We start from the raw sequence: 16,725 nt of genomic DNA, 5'->3' as shown, positions 1-16,725 counted from the left end.
CACACATGCCCACCAAGTCCGTCATCGTCGGCTCGGCCGTCGGCCTGCACGCCCGCCCCGCGGCCCTGATCTCGGAGGCGGCCGGCGAACTCGACTCCGAGGTGACGATCGGCATGCCCGGCGGGGACCCGGTCGATGCCAGCTCGGCCCTGATGATCATGACCCTGGGCGCCGCCAAGGGCGACACGGTCGAGGTGTCCGGCGACAACGAGGCCGATGTCGACACGATCGCGGCGATGGTCGAGAAGGACCTCGACGCGTAACCGGACCGGTGCGGTCCTCGCTCAGGTCCAGGCAGCGGCCAGCCGGCGCACGATCTCGGTGAGCCGCTCGGGGCTGGTGGCGAAGTTCAGCCGCACATGGTCGCCCAGGTCGGACGCGTAGTCGGCCCCGGGCGAGACCTTCACCCGGCCGCGCTCGAGGGCAACCGCGGCCGGATCGTCGAACCCGTAGGCGCCGACGTCGAGCCAGGCGAGGTACGTCGCCTCGTGCGGCCAGCGGCGTACCTCCGGCAGGTGCTCGGCGAGCAGGTCCCCGAGCAGGGTGCGCTGCTGGTCGAGCCGCTCGACGAGGCTGGCCAGCCACGGGTCACCGAGCTCGTAGGCGGTCCGTGCCGCGACGACGCCCAGCGGTGACCAGGAGTCGTTGGCGGCCGGCGGGCAGTCCAGCACGCGTCGCCGGGCGGCGTCGTCGGGCACCACCAGCTGGGCACAGCGCAGCCCCGCGGTGTTGAACGCCTTGGAGGCGGCGACCACGGCGACGGCGTGGTCGTGCGTGCCCTCGATCGACAGGTAGGGGACGTGCTCGGCTCCGGGCAGCACGAGGGGCGCGTGGATCTCGTCGCTGATCACCCGAGCTCCGTGCCGGGTCACGACGTCGCGGACGCCCTCGAGCTCGGCGCGGGTGAAGACCCGGCCCCAGGGGTTGTGCGGCTGGGTGAGCAGCAGGGTGCGGGCCCCGGCGACGAGCAGCGCGTCCAGCCGGTCGAGGTCGAGGTCGGCCGTCTCGGACTCGGGGTCGGCGCGCAGCTCAACCAGCGTGCGACCGGTCAGGCCGGGCACGCCGAACTGCGGCGGGTAGCCCGGGGTCGGGTAGACGACGGGCGCGTCCTCCGACAGCAGGGTCAGGGCCAGCCGCACCCCCGAGGTCACGTCCACGGTCGGGATCACCCAGTCGGGGTCGACCTCGGCCCCGAAGTGGCGCCGGGCGAAGCCGGAGTACGCCGCGCCGAGGCCGTCGGAGGAGCCGAACAGCGGGTAGCCGGTCACGCCGTCGTCGAGGGCACGGCGGACCGCGGCGTGGACGACGGGATCCAGGTGGTAGTCCATCTCGGCCACCCAGGCCGGGATCACGTCGGCCGGCACGCTGCCCCACTTGAGCACCAGGGCGCGCCGGGCCTCCTCGTCGGTGAGGTCGACGATCGGCCGTCGGTCGCTCACGGCCGGGCCACTCCCAGGATCTCGTGTGCACGGGCCACGTCGCCGGCCATCGTCTCCACCAGCGCCTCGACGCCGTCGAAGCGCACCATGCCCCGGATCCGCTCCACGAAGGCGACCTCGACCACCACGTCGTACAGCTCCAGGTCGTCGCGGTCGAGCACGTAGGACTCGACCCGCCGGTCGCGCTCGCCCTCGAAGGTCGGGTTGGTGCCCACACTGATCGCGGCCGGGTAGGTCTCGCCGGTGTCCAGGCGCTGCAGCCAGCCGGCGTACACGCCGTCGGCGGGGGCCGCCGTCATCCCTCCGGTCGGCACGTTGGCGGTCGGGTAGCCCAGCTCGTGCCCGCGCCGGTCGCCCCGCACCACCTCGCCGCGCACGGCGAACGGCCGCCCCAGGGCCTCGGCGGCACCCGCGACGTCGCCGGCGGCCAGGCAGGTGCGCACATAGGTCGAGGACCACACCTGCGGTCCCCCGTCGAGGGGGACGCCGATCGCCCGGAACCCGAGTTGCTCACCGCTGGCGGCCAGCGACGCGACGTCACCGGCCGCCCGCGCGCCGTACCGGAAGTTGGCGCCGACGACGACCACGGTCGCGTGCAGGGCGTCGCCCAGCACCCGCTCGGCGAACTCGTGCGGGCTCCAGGCAGCGATCTCGCGGTCGAACGGGACGGCCAGCACGTCGTCGACGCCCGCAGCCGCGAGCAACCGGGCACGGGTCGCCAGGTCGGTCAGGGCCGTCGGTGCGTGCTCGGGGCGCAGCACGGCCATCGGGTGCGGGTCGAAGGTCACCGCGACGACCGGGAGGTGCTCGGCGTCGGCCGCGGCCCGGGCCTCGCGGATCACGTGCTGGTGACCGAGGTGGACGCCGTCGAAGTTGCCGATCACCACCACCGTGCGACCGAGGTCGCCCGGGATCTCGGCGAGGGACCGCCAGATCCGGGGCTCACGCGGCGTGGAGGTCTGCACGGCCCGAGGATAACGAGCCCCCCGCGGCTCTCAGCGACGCGCCTCCTCGTAGCGGCGCAAGGCCTCGACGCGCTCCTCGGCGTGGTCGACCACCGGCGTGGGGTAACCGTGCCGGTAGCCGTCGTCGACGGTCCACGGCTCGTGCGCCTTCGCGCCCGCCACATGGGCCAGCTCGGGCACCCAGCGACGCACGTAGTCGCCCTGGGGGTCGAACTTCTTGCCCTGGGTGACGGGGTTGAAGACCCGGAAGTACGGCGAGGCGTCGGTGCCGGTCCCGGCCACCCACTGCCAGCCGTGGTTGTTGCTGGCGACGTCGCCGTCGATCAGGTGGGCCAGGAAGTGCGACGCGCCGGCACCCCACCAGGCGTGGAGGTCCTTGCACAGGAAGCTGGCGGTGATCATCCGCACCCGGTTGTGCATCCAGCCGCTCCCGGCCAGCTGCCGCATCCCCGCGTCGACGATCGGGAAGCCGGTGTGGCCCTCCCGCCACGCGCTCACCAGCGCCGGGTCGGCGTCGTACGCCATGGACCCGAGCTCGGGCCTCAGGTCGTGCCAGGCGGACTCGGGGTTGCTGTGCAGGACGTCGGCGTAGAACTCGCGCCAGCCGAGCTCGTTGGTGAACACCTCGGCCGCGCGCGACCGCGATCCCGCGAGGTCGGCGAGCATGGTGCGCGGGTGGATCGCCCCGACCTTGAGGTACGGCGAGAGCTGGGACGTGCCCGCCACGTCGGGCCGGTCGCGGCCGTCGGCGTAGGCCGCGAGGCGGTCGTCGCGAAAGGCCCGCCAGCGCCGCAGCGCGGCGTCCTCCCCCGCGGTCGGCAGGCCGACCGGGCAGTCGGCGAGCGCGTCGTCGAGCCGCCGGGCGGCCCGGTCGTCGCTCCGGTCGTCGCCGAGCGCCAGGTCGCGAGGCGCCGTCGCGGGCTCGGCCCAGCCGTGCTCGCGCCAGGCGCGGGAGAAGGGCGTGAAGACGCGGTACGGCGTGCCGTCCTTGGTCAGCACCCGGCCCGGCCCCACGGCGTACGGCGAGCCGGTCGGGACCCAGTCGAGCCCACGCTCGGCGAGTCGGGCCCGGACCCGCTCGTCGCGCCGCGCGCCGTACGGCGTGGTCTCGGCGCTGACGTGCACCGAGCCGGCGCCGACGTCTGCGGCGAACGCGGCCACCTTGGTCACCGGGTCGCCCACGCGCACCGTCAGCCGGCCGTCGTACGACGCCGCGGCGGCGCGCAGGCTGGCGGCCAGCCAGCCGCGCCGGGCCGGCCCGCAGCCGTCCCAGAGGACCGGGTCGATCACGAACAGCACGTGGACCTCGCCGTCGCCGGCCACGTCGGCGGCGGCGCCCAGCGCCGGGAGGTCGCGGCGACGCAGGTCGCGGCGGAGCCAGAGGACGGCGTTCACCACCCGAACCCTGCCATGCCCGCGAGCGGGGGTCCTCACCCTCCCCGGTGGTCCGTCGTTCAGACGAACACGGCCACCGGGCGGGCGGTCTCGCCGCTCGGCTCGTAGAGCGCGAGGAACGTGCCGTCGGGTGCGAAGACGCCCGTCAGCACGTCCAGCGAGAGGTCGAGGGTGCGACCGACACGGACCGCGGCGGCGCCCGCTGCATCGAGCTCGTGCGCGGGGAACCACGCCCGCACGGCATCGGAGATCGGGGTGATCGTGAAGGAGGCCTCGAGGTCGTCGAGCGTCCGGGCCGAGTCGATGCCGAACGGCCCGACCGCGGTCCGGCGCAGGGCGGTGAGGTGGCCACCGACACCGAGCGCCTCGCCGAGGTCGCGGGCGATCGCCCGGATGTAGGTGCCGCTGGAGCAGTGCACCGCGATCTCGACGTCGGGCAGGTCGACCGCCGTCACCTCGAGCGAGTGCACGGTCACCCGCCGCGCCGGGATCTCGACCACCTCGCCCTCGCGCACGCGGGCATAGGCGCGCTTGCCGGCGATCTTGATCGCCGAGACCGCGTTGGGCACCTGGTCGATCTCGCCGGCGAAGGCCGTCAGCGCCTCGCGCACGGAGCTCTCGGTCAACCCGTCGGTCGACGCCGTCGCGGTCACCTCGCCCTCCGCGTCGTCGGTGGTGGTGGCTGCGCCGAGGCGGATCGTGGCGACGTAGCGCTTGTCGGTCAGCGTCAGGTGGCCGAGCAGCCGGGTCGCCCGGTTCAGCCCGAGCACCAGGACTCCGGTCGCCATCGGGTCGAGAGTGCCGGCGTGGCCGACCTTGCGGGTCCCGGCCAGCCGGCGTACGCGCGCCACGACGTCGTGCGACGTCATCCCGGCCTGCTTGTCGACGACGAGCAGCCCGGAGGCCGGCTCAGGCATCGGGCTCGGCCGCCGGAACGGCACCCGCGCCCTCGCCCGAGGGCTCCGCGGCGTCGTCCTCGCGCGGCTTCTTGTAAGGGTCGGGCTCACCGGCGTACGACGCGCCACGCTGCGCCGCGGCCTCCGCGTCGAGGGCCTTGGCCCGGGCCAGCACCTCGTCGATCTGGCGCGCGTTCTCGGGCACGACGTCGGGGACGAACGTCAGGCTCGGCGAGTGCCGCATCCCGAGCTGCTTGGCGACCTCGGAGCGCAGCAGCCCCTTGGCCGACTCCAGCGCCGCCGCGGTGCTGGCCAGGTCGGTCTCGGCGCCGAGCACCGTGTAGAAGACGGTGGCCTGCTGGGTGTCACCGGTGACCCGGACGTCGGTGATCGTGACGAACCCGACCCGGGGGTCCTTGATCCGTCGCTCGAGCATCTCGGCCACGATCACCTGGATCCGGTCGGCGACTTTGCGGACGCGTGGGTTGGCCATGGGGCAAACCTACTTCTCCGCACCGTCCCGGCGCCCACTAGGTTGGCGACCATGCCTTCGCTCGACGATGTGCTGGACGCCGAGGTCGCCCGCTGCGGGTTCACCGGGGTCATCCGCGTCGACCGGGCCGGGACCACCGAGCTGGCCCGCGCCTACGGTTTCGCGGACCGGGCGCACGAGATCGCGAACACCGTGGACACCCCGTTCGCGACGGCGAGCGGGACCAAGGGGTTCACGGCGCTGGCCGTGATGGCGCTGGTCGAGCGCGGCACCCTGGAGCTGTCGACCACCGCGCGGTCGGTGCTCGGCGACGACCTGCCGCTGATCGCCGACGACGTGACCGTCGAGCACCTGCTGGCCCATCGCTCCGGGATCGGTGACTACCTCGACGAGGGGGTCGCGGGGAACCACATCACCGACTACGTGCTGCGGGTCCCGGTGCACGAGCTGGAGACCACCGAGCAGTACCTCGCGGTGCTGGACGGACACCCGACGGCGTTCGCAGCAGACGCCCGCTTCGCCTACTGCAACGGTGGGTACGTCGTGCTCGCCCTGATCGCTGAGCGCGCGGCTGCGGTCGGCTTCCACGACCTGGTCCGGACGCTGGTGTGGGAGCCGGCCGGGCTGGCCGACACCGCCTTCCTGCGCTCCGACGAGCTGCCCGGTCGGGCCGCGCGGCACTACCTGGGCCGCGACGGGCTGCGGACGAACGTGCTGCACCTACCGGTCCTGGGCAGCGGGGACGGCGGGGCCTACACGACGGCCGCGGACCTCCACGCGCTGTGGGCCGCCCTGTTCGCGGGCCGGATCCTCCCCCTCGAGCGGGTCGCCCAGATGACCAGGCCCCGCAGCGACTGGCCCGAGGAGCACGAGCGCTACGGGCTCGGTCTGCACCTGCACGAGACCGGCGAGTCCGTCTGGCTCGAGGGCTACGACGCCGGCGTCTCCATGCTCAGCCACCACGACCCCGTCTCCGGCGACACCTGGACCGTGCTCTCGAACTGGTCCGACGGCGCCTGGCCGATCGTCAGCCTGCTGAACCGGGCCCTCGTCGGCTGACGTCGTCCCCACCGCACAACGGGAACGCCCCCGACCCGCGTGAGCGGATCGGGGGCGAACACCCAGGGACGTCAGGCGCGCGGGATCTCCTTCATCTCGAAGGCCTCCACGACGTCGCCCTCCTTGATGTCCTGGTAGTTGCGCAGCACCAGACCACACTCGAAGCCCTCGCGGACCTCGGAGGCGTCGTCCTTCTCCCGCTTCAGCGAGGCCAGGTCGAGGTTGTCGGCCACGACCGCACCGTCGCGGATCAGGCGCACCTTGGCGTTGCGCCGGATGACACCGCTGGTGACCATGCAGCCGGCGATGTTGCCGAGCCGCGAGGAGCGGAAGATCGCACGGATCTCCGCCTGCCCCAGGGTCGACTCCTCGAACTCCGGCTTGAGCATGCCCTTGAGGGCCGCCTCGATCTCCTCGATCGCGTTGTAGATGACCGAGTAGTAGCGGATCTCGACGCCTTCCTTGTCCGCCAGCTCGGTCGCCTTGCCCTGCGGCCGCACGTTGAAGCCGATGATGATCGCATCGGAGGCCGCCGCCAGCATGACGTTGGTCTCCGTGATCGCACCGACCCCGCGGTCGATGACGCGCAGCGACACCTCGTCGCCGACGTCGATCTTGGCCAGCGAGTCCTCGAGGGCCTCGACCGAACCGGACACGTCGCCCTTGAGGATCAGGTTGAGCTCCTGGCTCTCGCCCTTCTCCATGGAGGCCATGAAGTCCTCGAGGGTACGACGCACGCGGCGCTGGGCCTGCATGGCGGCGCGCTCGCGAGCCTCACGCTTCTCGGCGATCTGACGGGCCATCCGGTCGTCCTCGACGACCAGGAAGTTCTGACCCGCACCGGGCACGGCCGAGAGGCCGAGCACCATCGCGGGCTGACCCGGGAAGATCTCGTCCATCGCCGTGCCGTGCTCGTCGAGCAGCGCCCGGACCCGGCCGTGGGCCGGACCGGCCACGATCGAGTCGCCGACCCGCAGCGTGCCGCGCTGGACCAGCACGGTCGCCACCGGACCACGACCGCGGTCGAGGTGTGCCTCGACCACGAGGCCCTGGGCGTCCTGCGTGGGGTTGGCCCGCAGGTCCAGTGCCGCGTCGGCGGTCAGCACGATCGCCTCGAGCAGCTTGTCGAGGTTGAGCTCGGACTTGGCCGACACGTCGACGAACATCGAGTCGCCGCCGTACTCCTCGGGGACGAGGCCGTACTCGCTGAGCTGGCCACGCACCTTGGTGGGGTCGGCGTCCTCCTTGTCGATCTTGTTCACCGCGACCACGATCGGCACGCCGGCGGCGCGGGCGTGGTTGAGCGCCTCCACCGTCTGCGGCATCACGCCGTCGTCGGCGGCGACCACGAGGACCGCGATGTCCGACGACTGCGAACCACGCGCACGCATGGCGGTGAACGCCTCGTGACCCGGGGTGTCGAGGAAGGTGATCCAGCGCTCGTTGCCCTCGACCTCGGTCTCGACCTGGTAGGCACCGATGTGCTGGGTGATCCCACCGGCCTCCTTGTCGACGACGTTGGCCGAGCGGAGGGCGTCGAGGAGCTTGGTCTTGCCGTGGTCGACGTGACCCATCACGGTCACGACCGGAGGGCGGACGACCAGGTCGTCCTCGTCACCCTCGTCGGCACCGAACTCGAGGTCGAAGCCCTCCAGGAGCTCGCGGTCCTCGTCCTCGGGCGAGACGACCTGGACGACGTAGTTCAGCTCCTCGCCGATCAGCTCGAGCGTCTCGTCGTTGACCGACTCGGTCGCGGTGACCATCTCGCCGAGCGAGAAGAGCATCTGCACCAGTGACGCGGCGTCGACGTTGATCTTCTCGGCGAAGTCGGTCAGCGAGGCGCCGCGGGCCAGGCGAACGGTCTCGCCGTTGCCCTTGCGGACACGCACGCCGCCGATCGTCGGGGCCTCCATCTGCTCGAACTCTTGACGACGAGCCCGCTTCGACTTGCGACCACGGCGCGACGGCCCGCCCGGGCGACCGAAGGCGCCCTGGGTCTGTCCACGCTGACCGGGGCGACCGCGGCCACCACCGGGGCCACCGCCGAAGCCGGGACCACTGCGGCCGGGAGCACCGGCACCGGCCGGAGCGCCGGCGCCCGGGCCACCACGGCCGGGGGCACCGCCACGAGCGGGAGCACCGCCACGAGCGGGGGCACCGCGGCCGGGAGCACCGGGACGACCCGGACCACCGGCACCGGCCGGGCCACGGCCACCGGGGCCGGTCCCGAACGCGCCGGGAGAGCGGTTCATCATCGCCGGGTTGGGGCGCGGCATCCCGGGCCGTCCGCCGGCAGCCGGCGGACGCGGAGCACGGGTGTCGTCGTCCTCGGTCTCGCGCGGTGCGGGGGCGGGGCGTCGGCCCATGCCCTGGCTGGACGCGAACGGGTTGTTGCCCGGGCGCGGGGCGCCGGGGCGGGCGGCCGGGCGGGGTGCCGGCGCGGTCGGGGTCTCGGCCTCGGAGGACGCCGCAGGCGCCTCGGGCTCGGCCGGGGCGGGGGCCGCCTTCGGGCCGGGCTTCGGGCCACCGGCGGCGGGCGCCGGGGCGGACTCGGCCGCGGTCTGCGCGACCTGGGCGCCGTCGACCGACGCGGCGGGCGCCTCGGACGTGGTCGGCGTCGTGGTGGCTGCGGGGGCCTCGGCGGGCTTCGCGGGAGGCGCGGCCTTGGCCTGCTGGGCCTTCAGGCCGTCGCCGTACTCCTTGCGGAAGCGCATCTCGGCGGGCAGCTCGACAGTGGAGCTCGCCGACTTGACGAACTCCCCCATCTCCTTGAACTTCTCGAGAACGAACTTGCTCTCGACACCGAACTCTTTGGCGAGCTCGTGTACTCGGGTCTTGGCCACGTTTCTCCTTCTGGCCCCAGACCCGCTTCCCCGGGGATGTCCGGGGGTGGATCTCAGACCGTTGGTGGGTGTTGCAAACTCATCGGGAGTTACTCATCGAGTGCTCATGAGCTGATGCTCCAGTCCTGATCAGTCGGTCATCGGTCGGTTGGTGTGTCCAGCGAGGCGAGGTACGACGCCACCGGTGCGCTGTCCAACCCGACGGTGGCCCGGAGGGCCCTGCCGAAAGCTCGACGACGTACGGCGAGGTCGTAACACACGGTCGTGGGGTGCAGATGCGCCCCTCGTCCGGGCCGGGTGGCTGCTGGATCGGGCACCACGGCTGGTCGGCCGGAGGCATCCGAGCCGGCGGTCACCCGCAACAACTCGCTCTTCGCGGCCCGCTCCCGACACCCGATGCACGTGCGGACCGGACCACTGGGGGCCGTGACGGCAGGAGGAATCGTTGCGCGAACCACTGGGCAGAACCCTACCGCGCCGCACGGCTATTCCCCGAACCGGCTGGTGGCGGCGCCCCGGTGCTGCCCCTAGGGTCTCGCCCATGGGCCCCTTCCGGGACGACTTCGACGGCACGGAGCTCGATCCGGGCGTGTGGGACCCCCACTACCTCCCGCACTGGAGCTCCCGGGCGGCGACGCGGGCCCGGCACCGGGTCGCGGGCGGCCGGCTGCGCCTGTGGATCCCTCCCGACCAGCCGTTGTGGTGCCCCGACCTGCACCCGACCCCGCTTCGCGTCTCGGGCATCGCCTCGGGAGCACACTCCGGCCCGGTGGGCAGCCCGGTCGGTGGGCAGCGGTTCCTCGAGACGCAGCAGGTCCGCGAGGAGCAGCCGCGCCTCGAGGGCTGGCTGCCGCGGAGCGGGTCCCTGGCCGTGGTCTGCCGGATGGAGCTCTCGGACCGGTCGATGGCGGCGGTCTGGCTCAGTGGCTTCGAGGAGTCCCCGGAGGACTCCGGCGAGCTGTGCCTGGTCGAGGTCTTCGGCAAGGACCGCGAGCCGCGTCGGTCGGCACAGGTCGGCATGGGCATCAAGCGGCTCAACGACCCACGGCTGGTGCACGACTTCGAGGCGCCGCGCCTGCCCGTCGACGTCGGCCAGTGGCACGAGTACGCCGTGCGCTGGGACGAGCAGGTCGCGGAGTTCTCCGTCGACGGCGAGCTGGTCCGCACCTGCCGCAACCCCCCGACGTACCCGCTCCAGGTGATGGTCGCGGTCTTCGACTTCCCCGACTGGCCGGGCGTCGCGTCGGTGCCGGCCCTCGAGGTGGACTGGATCGGTGGCGAGTCAGGCTGAGGTCTCGGCCAGCATCCAGTCGACGGCCGCAGCCGCGTGCAGGCGACAGGTGTCGAACGTCGGCACGGTCGTGTCGTCCGGGCCGACCAGCAGCCCCACCTCGGTGCAGCCCAGGATCATCCCCTCGGCGCCACGGCCGACCAGGTCGGCCATCACCTCGCGGTAGCGCTCCCGCGACTCCGGTCGTACGACGTCGCGCACCAGCTCGTCGTAGATGACCCGGTGCACGTCGGCCCGCCCGACCGGGTCAGGCACCAGCGCCTCGATGCCGTGCCGGGCCAGGCGTTCGACGTAGAACGTCTCCTCCATGGTGAAGGCGGTGGCCAGCAGCCCGACCCGGGTCAGCCCCCGCGCCGAGATCGCGGCAGCGGTGGCGTCGGCGATGTGCAGCAGCTCGAGCCCGGACGCCTCCTGCACCACGTCGGCCACCTTGTGCATCGTGTTCGTCGCGAGCAGCAGACCGTCGGCACCGGCCGCGGCCAGCCCGGCAGCGGCCTCGGCCAGCACCTGCGCCGTACCCTCCCAGTCGCCGGCGTGCTGCCGGACCGCGATCTCGTCGAAGTCGACGCTGTGCAGGACGATCCGCGCCGAGTGCAGACCCCCGAGGCGCTCGCCGACGCCGAGGTTGAGCAGCCGGTAGTAGGCCTCGGTGCTGGTCCAGCTCATGCCGCCGAGGACGCCGAGCAGCCTCATCGGAGGACGCCCGGTCGGTCGTCCACCCGACCTCGGTGGTCGAGCCGGGTCGTGACCGCGCCGCCTCGGTGGTCGAGCGGAGTCGTGACCCCGCCGCCCCGGTGGTCGAGCGGAGTCGAGACCACGCGCCGGCCCGCCTGCGCACGTTCACCGGGTCTCGACACGCTCACGCCTCGCTGGCCGGCTCATCGTCGGAGCGGATGTCGATGCGCCAGCCGGTGAGGCGGGCGGCGAGCCGGGCGTTCTGACCTTCCTTGCCGATCGCCAGCGAGAGCTGGAAGTCCGGCACGATCACCCGGGCCGAGCGCGCCTCCGCGTCGACGATCTCGACGCGGGAGACGCGGGCCGGCGACAGGGCGTGGGCGACCATCTCGGCGGGGTCCTCGGACCAGTCGACGATGTCGATCTTCTCGCCGTGCAGCTCCGACATCACCTGGCGCACGCGCTGGCCCATCGGCCCGATGCAGGAGCCCTTGGCGTTGACGCCCGGCGCCTGGGTGGTCACCGCGATCTTGGTGCGGTGACCGGCCTCGCGGGCGATGGCGGCGATCTCGACGGTGCCGTCGGCGATCTCGGGCACCTCGAGCGCGAACAGCTTCTTCACCAGATTGGGGTGCGAGCGCGAGAGCGTGATCTGCGGTCCGCGCATGCCCTTGCGCACCGAGATCACCAGGCACTTGATCCGCTCGCCGTGGAGATACTTCTCCCCCGGGACCCGCTCCCCCAGGGGCAGGAGCGCCTCGAGCTTGCCGAGGTCGACCATCACGTCGTCGGGGTTGCGGCCCTGCTGGATGACACCCGAGATCAGGTCGCCCTCCTTGCCGGAGAACTCGCCGTACCGGATGTCGTCCTCGGCGTCGCGCAGGCGCTGGAGCATGATCTGCTTCGCGGTGGTCGCGGCGATCCGCCCGAAGCCGTCGGGGGTGTCGTCGTACTCCGCGATCTGGTTGCCCTCGTCGTCGAGCTCGGCGGCGAACACCGTGACGTGCCCGCTGTGCCGGTCGAGCACCACTCGGGCCTTCTCCTGCGCGCCGGGGGTCTTGAGGTACGCCGTGAGGAGCGCCTGCTCGATGGCCCCCACGAGCACGTCGAAGGAGATCTCCTTCTCGCGCTCCAGCATCCTCAGGACGCTCAGGTCGATGTCCATCAGGACTCCTTCGTCTTCCGGTTGAACTCGACCTGGACCAGGGCCTTGGCGATGTCGTCGTACGCCAGCCGGCGCTCGACACCGGACACGTCCAGGGTGACCCCGTCGTGGTCGCTGGCTCCCACCCGACCGGTCAGCTGCGAGCCGTCGGCCAGCGTCGCCTTGACCAGCCGGTCGTGGTTGCGCCGCCAGTGGCGCGGCTCGCTGAGCGGGCGGTCGACCCCGCGGGAGGTGACCTCGAGGGTGTACGCCGTCTCGCCCATCAGGTCGGACTCGTCGAGGGCCGCGGAGACCGCCTTCGTCGCTTCGGCGATGTCGTCGAGGGTGACCCCGCCGTCCTTGTCGACGGCGATGCGGAGCATCCGGAACTTGCCGGCCGGGCTGAGCTCCACCGCTTCGAGGTCGAGGTCGAGGGTGGCCAGGGGGTCGCGGAGCACGTCGTTGATCCGGGAGCTGTCCGGGTTGAGCGGGCTCACGTCGCGGCCTCCTTGTGCTGTTGTCGGCCTTCACGATAGCGGGTGACACGGGCGACCCCGGACCACCGGCTCGGGGCGCCGCCCGGACGCCCGGACTGCCCGCGGAGATAGGGTCGCGGACGTGTCCGGGATCCCGCTGTCGCGTCGCGGGCTGCTGTCGGGAGCCGGCCTGACCGCCACCGTCGGCGCCGCGAGCCTGCTGGCCGGCTGCCGGTTCGACCCGGCACCGCCGACCCGTCCGGCCGCGTCCTCGACCCCCGATCCCGACGCCTCCGTGCTGGCCGCTGCCCGGGCCGAGCTGGCCTCGCTGATCATCGGGCTCTCGGGCTCCCGACGCGCCGCCTCCCTCGTCGCCTGCCACCGGACCCAGCTGCTCGCCCTGGGCGGGCAGCCCCCGTCGACGCGACGGACCCACCCGCTGACCACGACCGAGACCGTGCTCCGGGAGCGTCGGGCGGTGGTCCGCTTCACGCACTGGGCCGAGACGTGCCGCGACGGCGACCTGGCTCGGGTGCTCGCCTCGGTGGCCGCCGGCATCCGGATGCAGCCCGAGCTCCAGGCCGCAGCATGAGCGAGCTCGACGCCCTCCAGCAGACGTTGGCCGCCGAGCATGCCGCGGTGTACGTGTTCGGGGTGCTCGGCGGCCGTGCGGCCGGCCTGCCCGCCCCGGTCCTGCGGGCCGCCATCAGCACGGCGTACGCCGTCCATGCGGGGCGTCGCGACGACCTGACCGCCACCATCACCTCGACCGGTGCCGACCCGGTGCCGGCCGAGCCCGCCTATCGGGTGAGCCGCGCCCTCACCACCCCGACGGAGATCTCGGCCGAGGCGCTGCGCGTCGAGCGCGCCTGCCTCACGTCGTACGGCGTGCTGGTCGCCGCGAGCACCGGGACGAACCGCACCTGGGCGGTCGACGCGCTCGTCGAGACGGCCACGTCCGAGCTGGGCTTCGGGGGTTCACCCGAACCGCTGCCGGGGATGGACACCGAGTTCCCCGGCAGCTGATCGAGAGACACCCACCGCCGAGGTGGGCGTCTGGTGCTCCGAGGAACTCCCGAGACATCCCCCGGAGCACCAGATCGCTGAGGCCGATTGGGGGGAATCGACCACGGTCGGAGAGCAAGGGGGGTGCCCCGCGACCATCTGTGCACAATCATGCAACGAGCATCGGGTGCCTGTCTGATCCTTCGTGCCTCATGTTCTTGCAATGCGAAAGGTTGCACTTTCCAGCAGAGCGGGTAGTTCGGCGAGCGAGTGGACCACTCCGTCGGGGGTTCCCTCGGTGTGGCCGACCTGCTCGGCCGGGATGGTGCTGAGCGGGATGTGGACCGCGCGCAGGCCCGCCTGGTGAGCTCCCCAGATGTCGTCGTACAACCGGTCGCCGACGTAGACGGCCCGCGCTGGGTCGGTCACCCCGACCGCGTCCAGAGCTGCCCCGAAGGCGTGCGTGGACGGCTTGGTCCACGGGATCTCGCTGGTGTAGACGTCGCCGTCGATCAGGTCGTAGACCCCGTCCCGCCGGAAGAACTCGACGTGCCAGGCGCGCGGCCAGATCGTGTTGGAGAGCACTCCGATGCGGAGCCCGGCCGCGTGGAGCCGCTCGAACATCGGTCCGACCTCGGGATCGGTCAGGGTGTGCGGCTCCCAGAACTCGCGGTAGGCCGTCAGCAGCTCGGGGTCGTGACCGAGCCCCGCCTCGTCGAACAGGTCGGCCACCGTGGCGCTCTGCTGGTGGTCGCGCGAACGACCCCACACCACCTGGCCGGCCTGGTGCAGCCGGGCGCTCGCCGCCGCCACGTCGAGCCCGTGGTCGACCGCCGCCGCGGCCAGGGCCATCGACTCCGCATGGAAGTCGACGTCGTGCCAGCGGGTCAGCGTCCCGCCCCAGTCGAAGATCACCGCATCCAGGTCCACGCCCCGACCGTAGCCTCACCTCACCCTCCCCCGCCGAGTCGGCGCAAACAGGCACGCCCAAGCCGCTGAGTCGGCGCAAACAGGCGCGCCAATGGTGCCGAGTCGGCGCGAACGGGCGCGCCAATGGTGCCGAGTCGGCGCAAAGGGGCGCGCCGAAGCCGCTGAGTCGGCGCCACGAAGCAGTGGTTGGAGACTGTTTGTGCCGACTCGGCGTCGTACAGCTGTCTGTTTGTGCCGACTCGGCGTCTTACGGCTGTCTGTTTGTGCCGACTGGGCTTCGTACTGCTGCCTGTTTCTGCCGACTCGGCGTCGTGCCGGTGTCTGTTTGTGCCGACTCAGCGGCCTGTGAGGGCGGCGAGGTGGGCGGCGGCCTCGGCGAGGGGTACGTCGTTCCGGTCGCCGCTGCGGCGGTCCTTGACCTCGACGACCCCGTCCGCGAGACCGCGGCCGACGGTGACGATCGTCGGGACGCCGATCAGCTCGGCGTCCTTGAACTTCACGCCCGGGCTGACCTTGGGCCGGTCGTCGTACAGCACCGTGAGGCCACGGTCGCGCAGGTCGTCGGCCAGGGTCGATGCGGCCTCGAAGATCGCGTCGTCCTTACCGGTGGCGACGATGTGCACGTCGGCGGGCGAGACGTTGCGCGGCCAGCACAGCCCGATGTCGTCGAGCGTTCCCTCGGCGATCGCCGCGACCGCCCGTGAGGGCCCGATGCCGTAGGACCCCATCGTGACCGTGACCAGCTTGCCGTTCTCGTCGAGCACCTGGAGCCCGAGCGCGTCGGCGTAGAGCCGGCCGAGCTGGAAGATGTGGCCCATCTCGATGCCGCGGGCGGACTCGAGGGTCCCGCCGTCGCAGTTGGGGCAGGGGTCGCCGTCGCGCACCTCGGCGACCTCGATCACGCCGTCCGCGGTGAAGTCACGACCGGCCACGAGGTCGAGCACGTGGCTGCCGGACACGTCCGCGCCGGTCACCCAGCGGGTCCCCTCCACGACCCGCGGGTCGACCAGGTAGCGCACCCCGGCGGGCTTGTCCTCCCCCAGCGCACCGGGCCCGATGTAGCCCTTGCTCAGCGTGGGGCGGGCGGCGAAGTCGGCCTCGCCGAAGGGCTCGAACACGGCGCCCTCACCGAGCTGCGACTCGAGCCGCTTCTCGTCGACCTCGCGGTCGCCGGGCAACCCGATCGCCAGTGCCTGGACCGTGCCGTCGGGCCGGCGGACCGAGAAGACCACGTTCTTCAGCGTGTCGCCGGCGTGCCAGGGCCGGTCGTCGCGGGGGTATTTCTCGTTCAGGTGGTCGACCAGGGTCTCGATGGTCGGGGTGTCCGGTGTCTGCTCGGCATGCGCCGCGGGCGCGTCGTCGTAGGCCACCGGGGCGGGCACCGGCACCGACACCGCCTCCACGTTGGCGGCGTAGTCACAGTTCGTGCAGCGCACGTAGGTGTCCTCGCCGACCGCCGCGGTGGCCAGGAACTCCTCGGACTTCGAGCCTCCCATCGCCCCCGACTGCGCCTTGACGATGACGTAGTCGAAGCCCAGACGGTCGAAGACCCTGATGTAGGCGTCGCGGAACTTCTGGTACGACGCGTCGAGGCCGGCGTCGTCGATGTCGAAGGTGTAGGCGTCCTTCATGACGAACTCGCGCCCGCGCAGCAGCCCGGCCCGGGGCCGCGCCTCGTCGCGGTACTTGGTCTGGATCTGGTAGATCGACAGCGGGAGGTCCTTGTAGGAGGAGTACAGGTCCTTCACGACGAGGGTGAACATCTCCTCGTGGGTGGGGCCGAGGAGGTAGTCGCCGCCCTTGCGGTCCTTGAGCCGGAAGATCCCGGCGCCGTACTGGGTCCAGCGCCCGGAGGCGTCGTACGGCTCGCGGGGAAGGAGCGCGGGGAACAGCAGCTCCTGCGATCCGATCGCGTCCATCTCGTCGCGGATGATCTCCTCGATCCGGCGCAGCACCCGCAGCCCGAGGGGCAGCCACGTGTAGATCCCCGGCGCGGCGCGGCGGATGTAGCCGGCCCGCAGCAGGAGCCGGTGGCTGGGCACCTCGGCGTCCGCCGGGTCGTCGCGCAACGTGCGGACGAAGAGGCTGGACATGCGGAGCACGGTGCCGGTCAT

17 protein-coding genes are annotated in these 16,725 nt (G+C 72.4%); 5 read left to right on the top strand and 12 right to left on the bottom strand.

Going from position 1 to position 16,725, the window contains the following annotated elements:
* The first annotated feature begins 5 nt into the window (after nt 1-5).
* Nucleotides 6-263: an HPr family phosphocarrier protein gene (locus E3N83_RS02065; protein ID WP_151081749.1), complete on the top strand. Its 258-nt coding sequence runs from the start codon at nt 6-8 to the stop codon at nt 261-263.
* Between the two features lie 21 nt (nt 264-284).
* On the opposite strand, the gene E3N83_RS02060 is transcribed toward E3N83_RS02065, so the two are convergent.
* The 5 genes from E3N83_RS02060 to rbfA are packed head-to-tail and all read right to left on the bottom strand — an operon-like array spanning nt 285 to nt 5,188.
* Nucleotides 285-1,439, bottom strand: a complete 1,155-nt coding sequence (locus tag E3N83_RS02060) for a MalY/PatB family protein (protein WP_151081748.1) — start codon at nt 1,437-1,439, stop codon at nt 285-287.
* Complete coding sequence (locus E3N83_RS02055; RefSeq protein WP_272950282.1) at nt 1,436-2,404, bottom strand: bifunctional riboflavin kinase/FAD synthetase; 969 nt, start codon at nt 2,402-2,404, stop codon at nt 1,436-1,438. Before E3N83_RS02055 ends, E3N83_RS02060 begins: the two co-directional genes overlap by 4 nt.
* A 30-nt stretch (nt 2,405-2,434) precedes the next feature.
* Nucleotides 2,435-3,799 carry an FAD-binding domain-containing protein gene (locus E3N83_RS02050; protein ID WP_151081747.1) on the bottom strand — a complete coding sequence of 455 codons (1,365 nt, stop codon included), beginning with the start codon at nt 3,797-3,799 and terminating at the stop codon, nt 2,435-2,437.
* A gap of 59 nt (nt 3,800-3,858) precedes the next feature.
* Entirely contained in the window at nt 3,859-4,716 is an 858-nt protein-coding gene (gene truB, locus E3N83_RS02045) for a tRNA pseudouridine(55) synthase TruB (RefSeq protein ID WP_151081746.1), read from the bottom strand.
* Nucleotides 4,709-5,188, bottom strand: coding sequence for a 30S ribosome-binding factor RbfA (gene rbfA / locus E3N83_RS02040; protein WP_151081745.1), 480 nt, complete (start codon nt 5,186-5,188; stop codon nt 4,709-4,711). The genes truB and rbfA overlap by 8 nt, the downstream gene beginning before the upstream one ends.
* Nucleotides 5,189-5,239: 51 nt before the next feature.
* Here rbfA and E3N83_RS02035 point away from each other — a divergent pair, with 51 nt between their 5' ends.
* Nucleotides 5,240-6,247, top strand: coding sequence for a serine hydrolase domain-containing protein (locus tag E3N83_RS02035; protein WP_151081744.1), 1,008 nt, complete (start codon nt 5,240-5,242; stop codon nt 6,245-6,247).
* A 71-nt stretch (nt 6,248-6,318) separates the two neighbouring features.
* On the opposite strand, the gene infB is transcribed toward E3N83_RS02035, so the two are convergent.
* Nucleotides 6,319-9,090, bottom strand: coding sequence for a translation initiation factor IF-2 (infB, locus tag E3N83_RS02030; RefSeq protein ID WP_151081743.1), 2,772 nt, complete (start codon nt 9,088-9,090; stop codon nt 6,319-6,321).
* Between the two features lie 137 nt (nt 9,091-9,227).
* Nucleotides 9,228-9,548, bottom strand: a complete 321-nt coding sequence (locus E3N83_RS02025; RefSeq protein WP_272950281.1) for a YlxR family protein — start codon at nt 9,546-9,548, stop codon at nt 9,228-9,230.
* Between the two features lie 83 nt (nt 9,549-9,631).
* On the opposite strand from E3N83_RS02025, the gene E3N83_RS02020 reads away from it, so the two are divergent.
* Nucleotides 9,632-10,381, top strand: a complete 750-nt coding sequence (locus tag E3N83_RS02020) for a glycoside hydrolase family 16 protein (protein WP_151081742.1) — start codon at nt 9,632-9,634, stop codon at nt 10,379-10,381.
* On the opposite strand, the gene E3N83_RS02015 is transcribed toward E3N83_RS02020, so the two are convergent.
* The 3 genes from E3N83_RS02015 to rimP form a co-directional block, all read right to left on the bottom strand.
* Nucleotides 10,373-11,074 (bottom strand): aspartate/glutamate racemase family protein, encoded by a 702-nt coding sequence (locus tag E3N83_RS02015; protein ID WP_151081741.1) that lies wholly within the window; start codon nt 11,072-11,074, stop codon nt 10,373-10,375. The genes E3N83_RS02020 and E3N83_RS02015 overlap by 9 nt on opposite strands.
* A gap of 166 nt (nt 11,075-11,240) precedes the next feature.
* Entirely contained in the window at nt 11,241-12,221 is a 981-nt protein-coding gene (nusA, locus tag E3N83_RS02010) for a transcription termination factor NusA (RefSeq protein ID WP_151081740.1), read from the bottom strand.
* The gene (gene rimP / locus E3N83_RS02005; protein ID WP_151081739.1) at nt 12,221-12,697 is read right to left on the bottom strand and encodes a ribosome maturation factor RimP; all 477 of its coding nucleotides are present in this window, start codon (nt 12,695-12,697) and stop codon (nt 12,221-12,223) included. Before rimP ends, nusA begins: the two co-directional genes overlap by 1 nt.
* A gap of 121 nt (nt 12,698-12,818) precedes the next feature.
* Between rimP and E3N83_RS02000 the strand changes: the two genes are divergently transcribed.
* Both E3N83_RS02000 and E3N83_RS01995 read left to right on the top strand, forming a co-directional pair.
* Nucleotides 12,819-13,268: a hypothetical protein gene (locus E3N83_RS02000; RefSeq protein ID WP_151081738.1), complete on the top strand. Its 450-nt coding sequence runs from the start codon at nt 12,819-12,821 to the stop codon at nt 13,266-13,268.
* Nucleotides 13,265-13,702 carry a ferritin-like domain-containing protein gene (locus tag E3N83_RS01995; RefSeq protein WP_151081737.1) on the top strand — a complete coding sequence of 146 codons (438 nt, stop codon included), beginning with the start codon at nt 13,265-13,267 and terminating at the stop codon, nt 13,700-13,702. The genes E3N83_RS02000 and E3N83_RS01995 overlap by 4 nt, the downstream gene beginning before the upstream one ends.
* A gap of 189 nt (nt 13,703-13,891) precedes the next feature.
* On the opposite strand, the gene E3N83_RS01990 is transcribed toward E3N83_RS01995, so the two are convergent.
* Together E3N83_RS01990 and E3N83_RS01985 are read right to left on the bottom strand one after the other, a co-directional pair.
* Nucleotides 13,892-14,611 carry an HAD family hydrolase gene (locus E3N83_RS01990; protein WP_151081736.1) on the bottom strand — a complete coding sequence of 240 codons (720 nt, stop codon included), beginning with the start codon at nt 14,609-14,611 and terminating at the stop codon, nt 13,892-13,894.
* Between the two features lie 335 nt (nt 14,612-14,946).
* Nucleotides 14,947-16,725: a proline--tRNA ligase gene (locus tag E3N83_RS01985; RefSeq protein WP_238343027.1), complete on the bottom strand. Its 1,779-nt coding sequence runs from the start codon at nt 16,723-16,725 to the stop codon at nt 14,947-14,949.

The organism is Nocardioides cynanchi, assembly GCF_008761635.1.
GTDB classification, from domain to species: domain Bacteria; phylum Actinomycetota; class Actinomycetes; order Propionibacteriales; family Nocardioidaceae; genus Nocardioides; species Nocardioides cynanchi.
The sequence above is the reverse complement of the archived record's forward strand: the minus strand, read 5'-3'. Positions and strand labels throughout refer to the sequence as shown.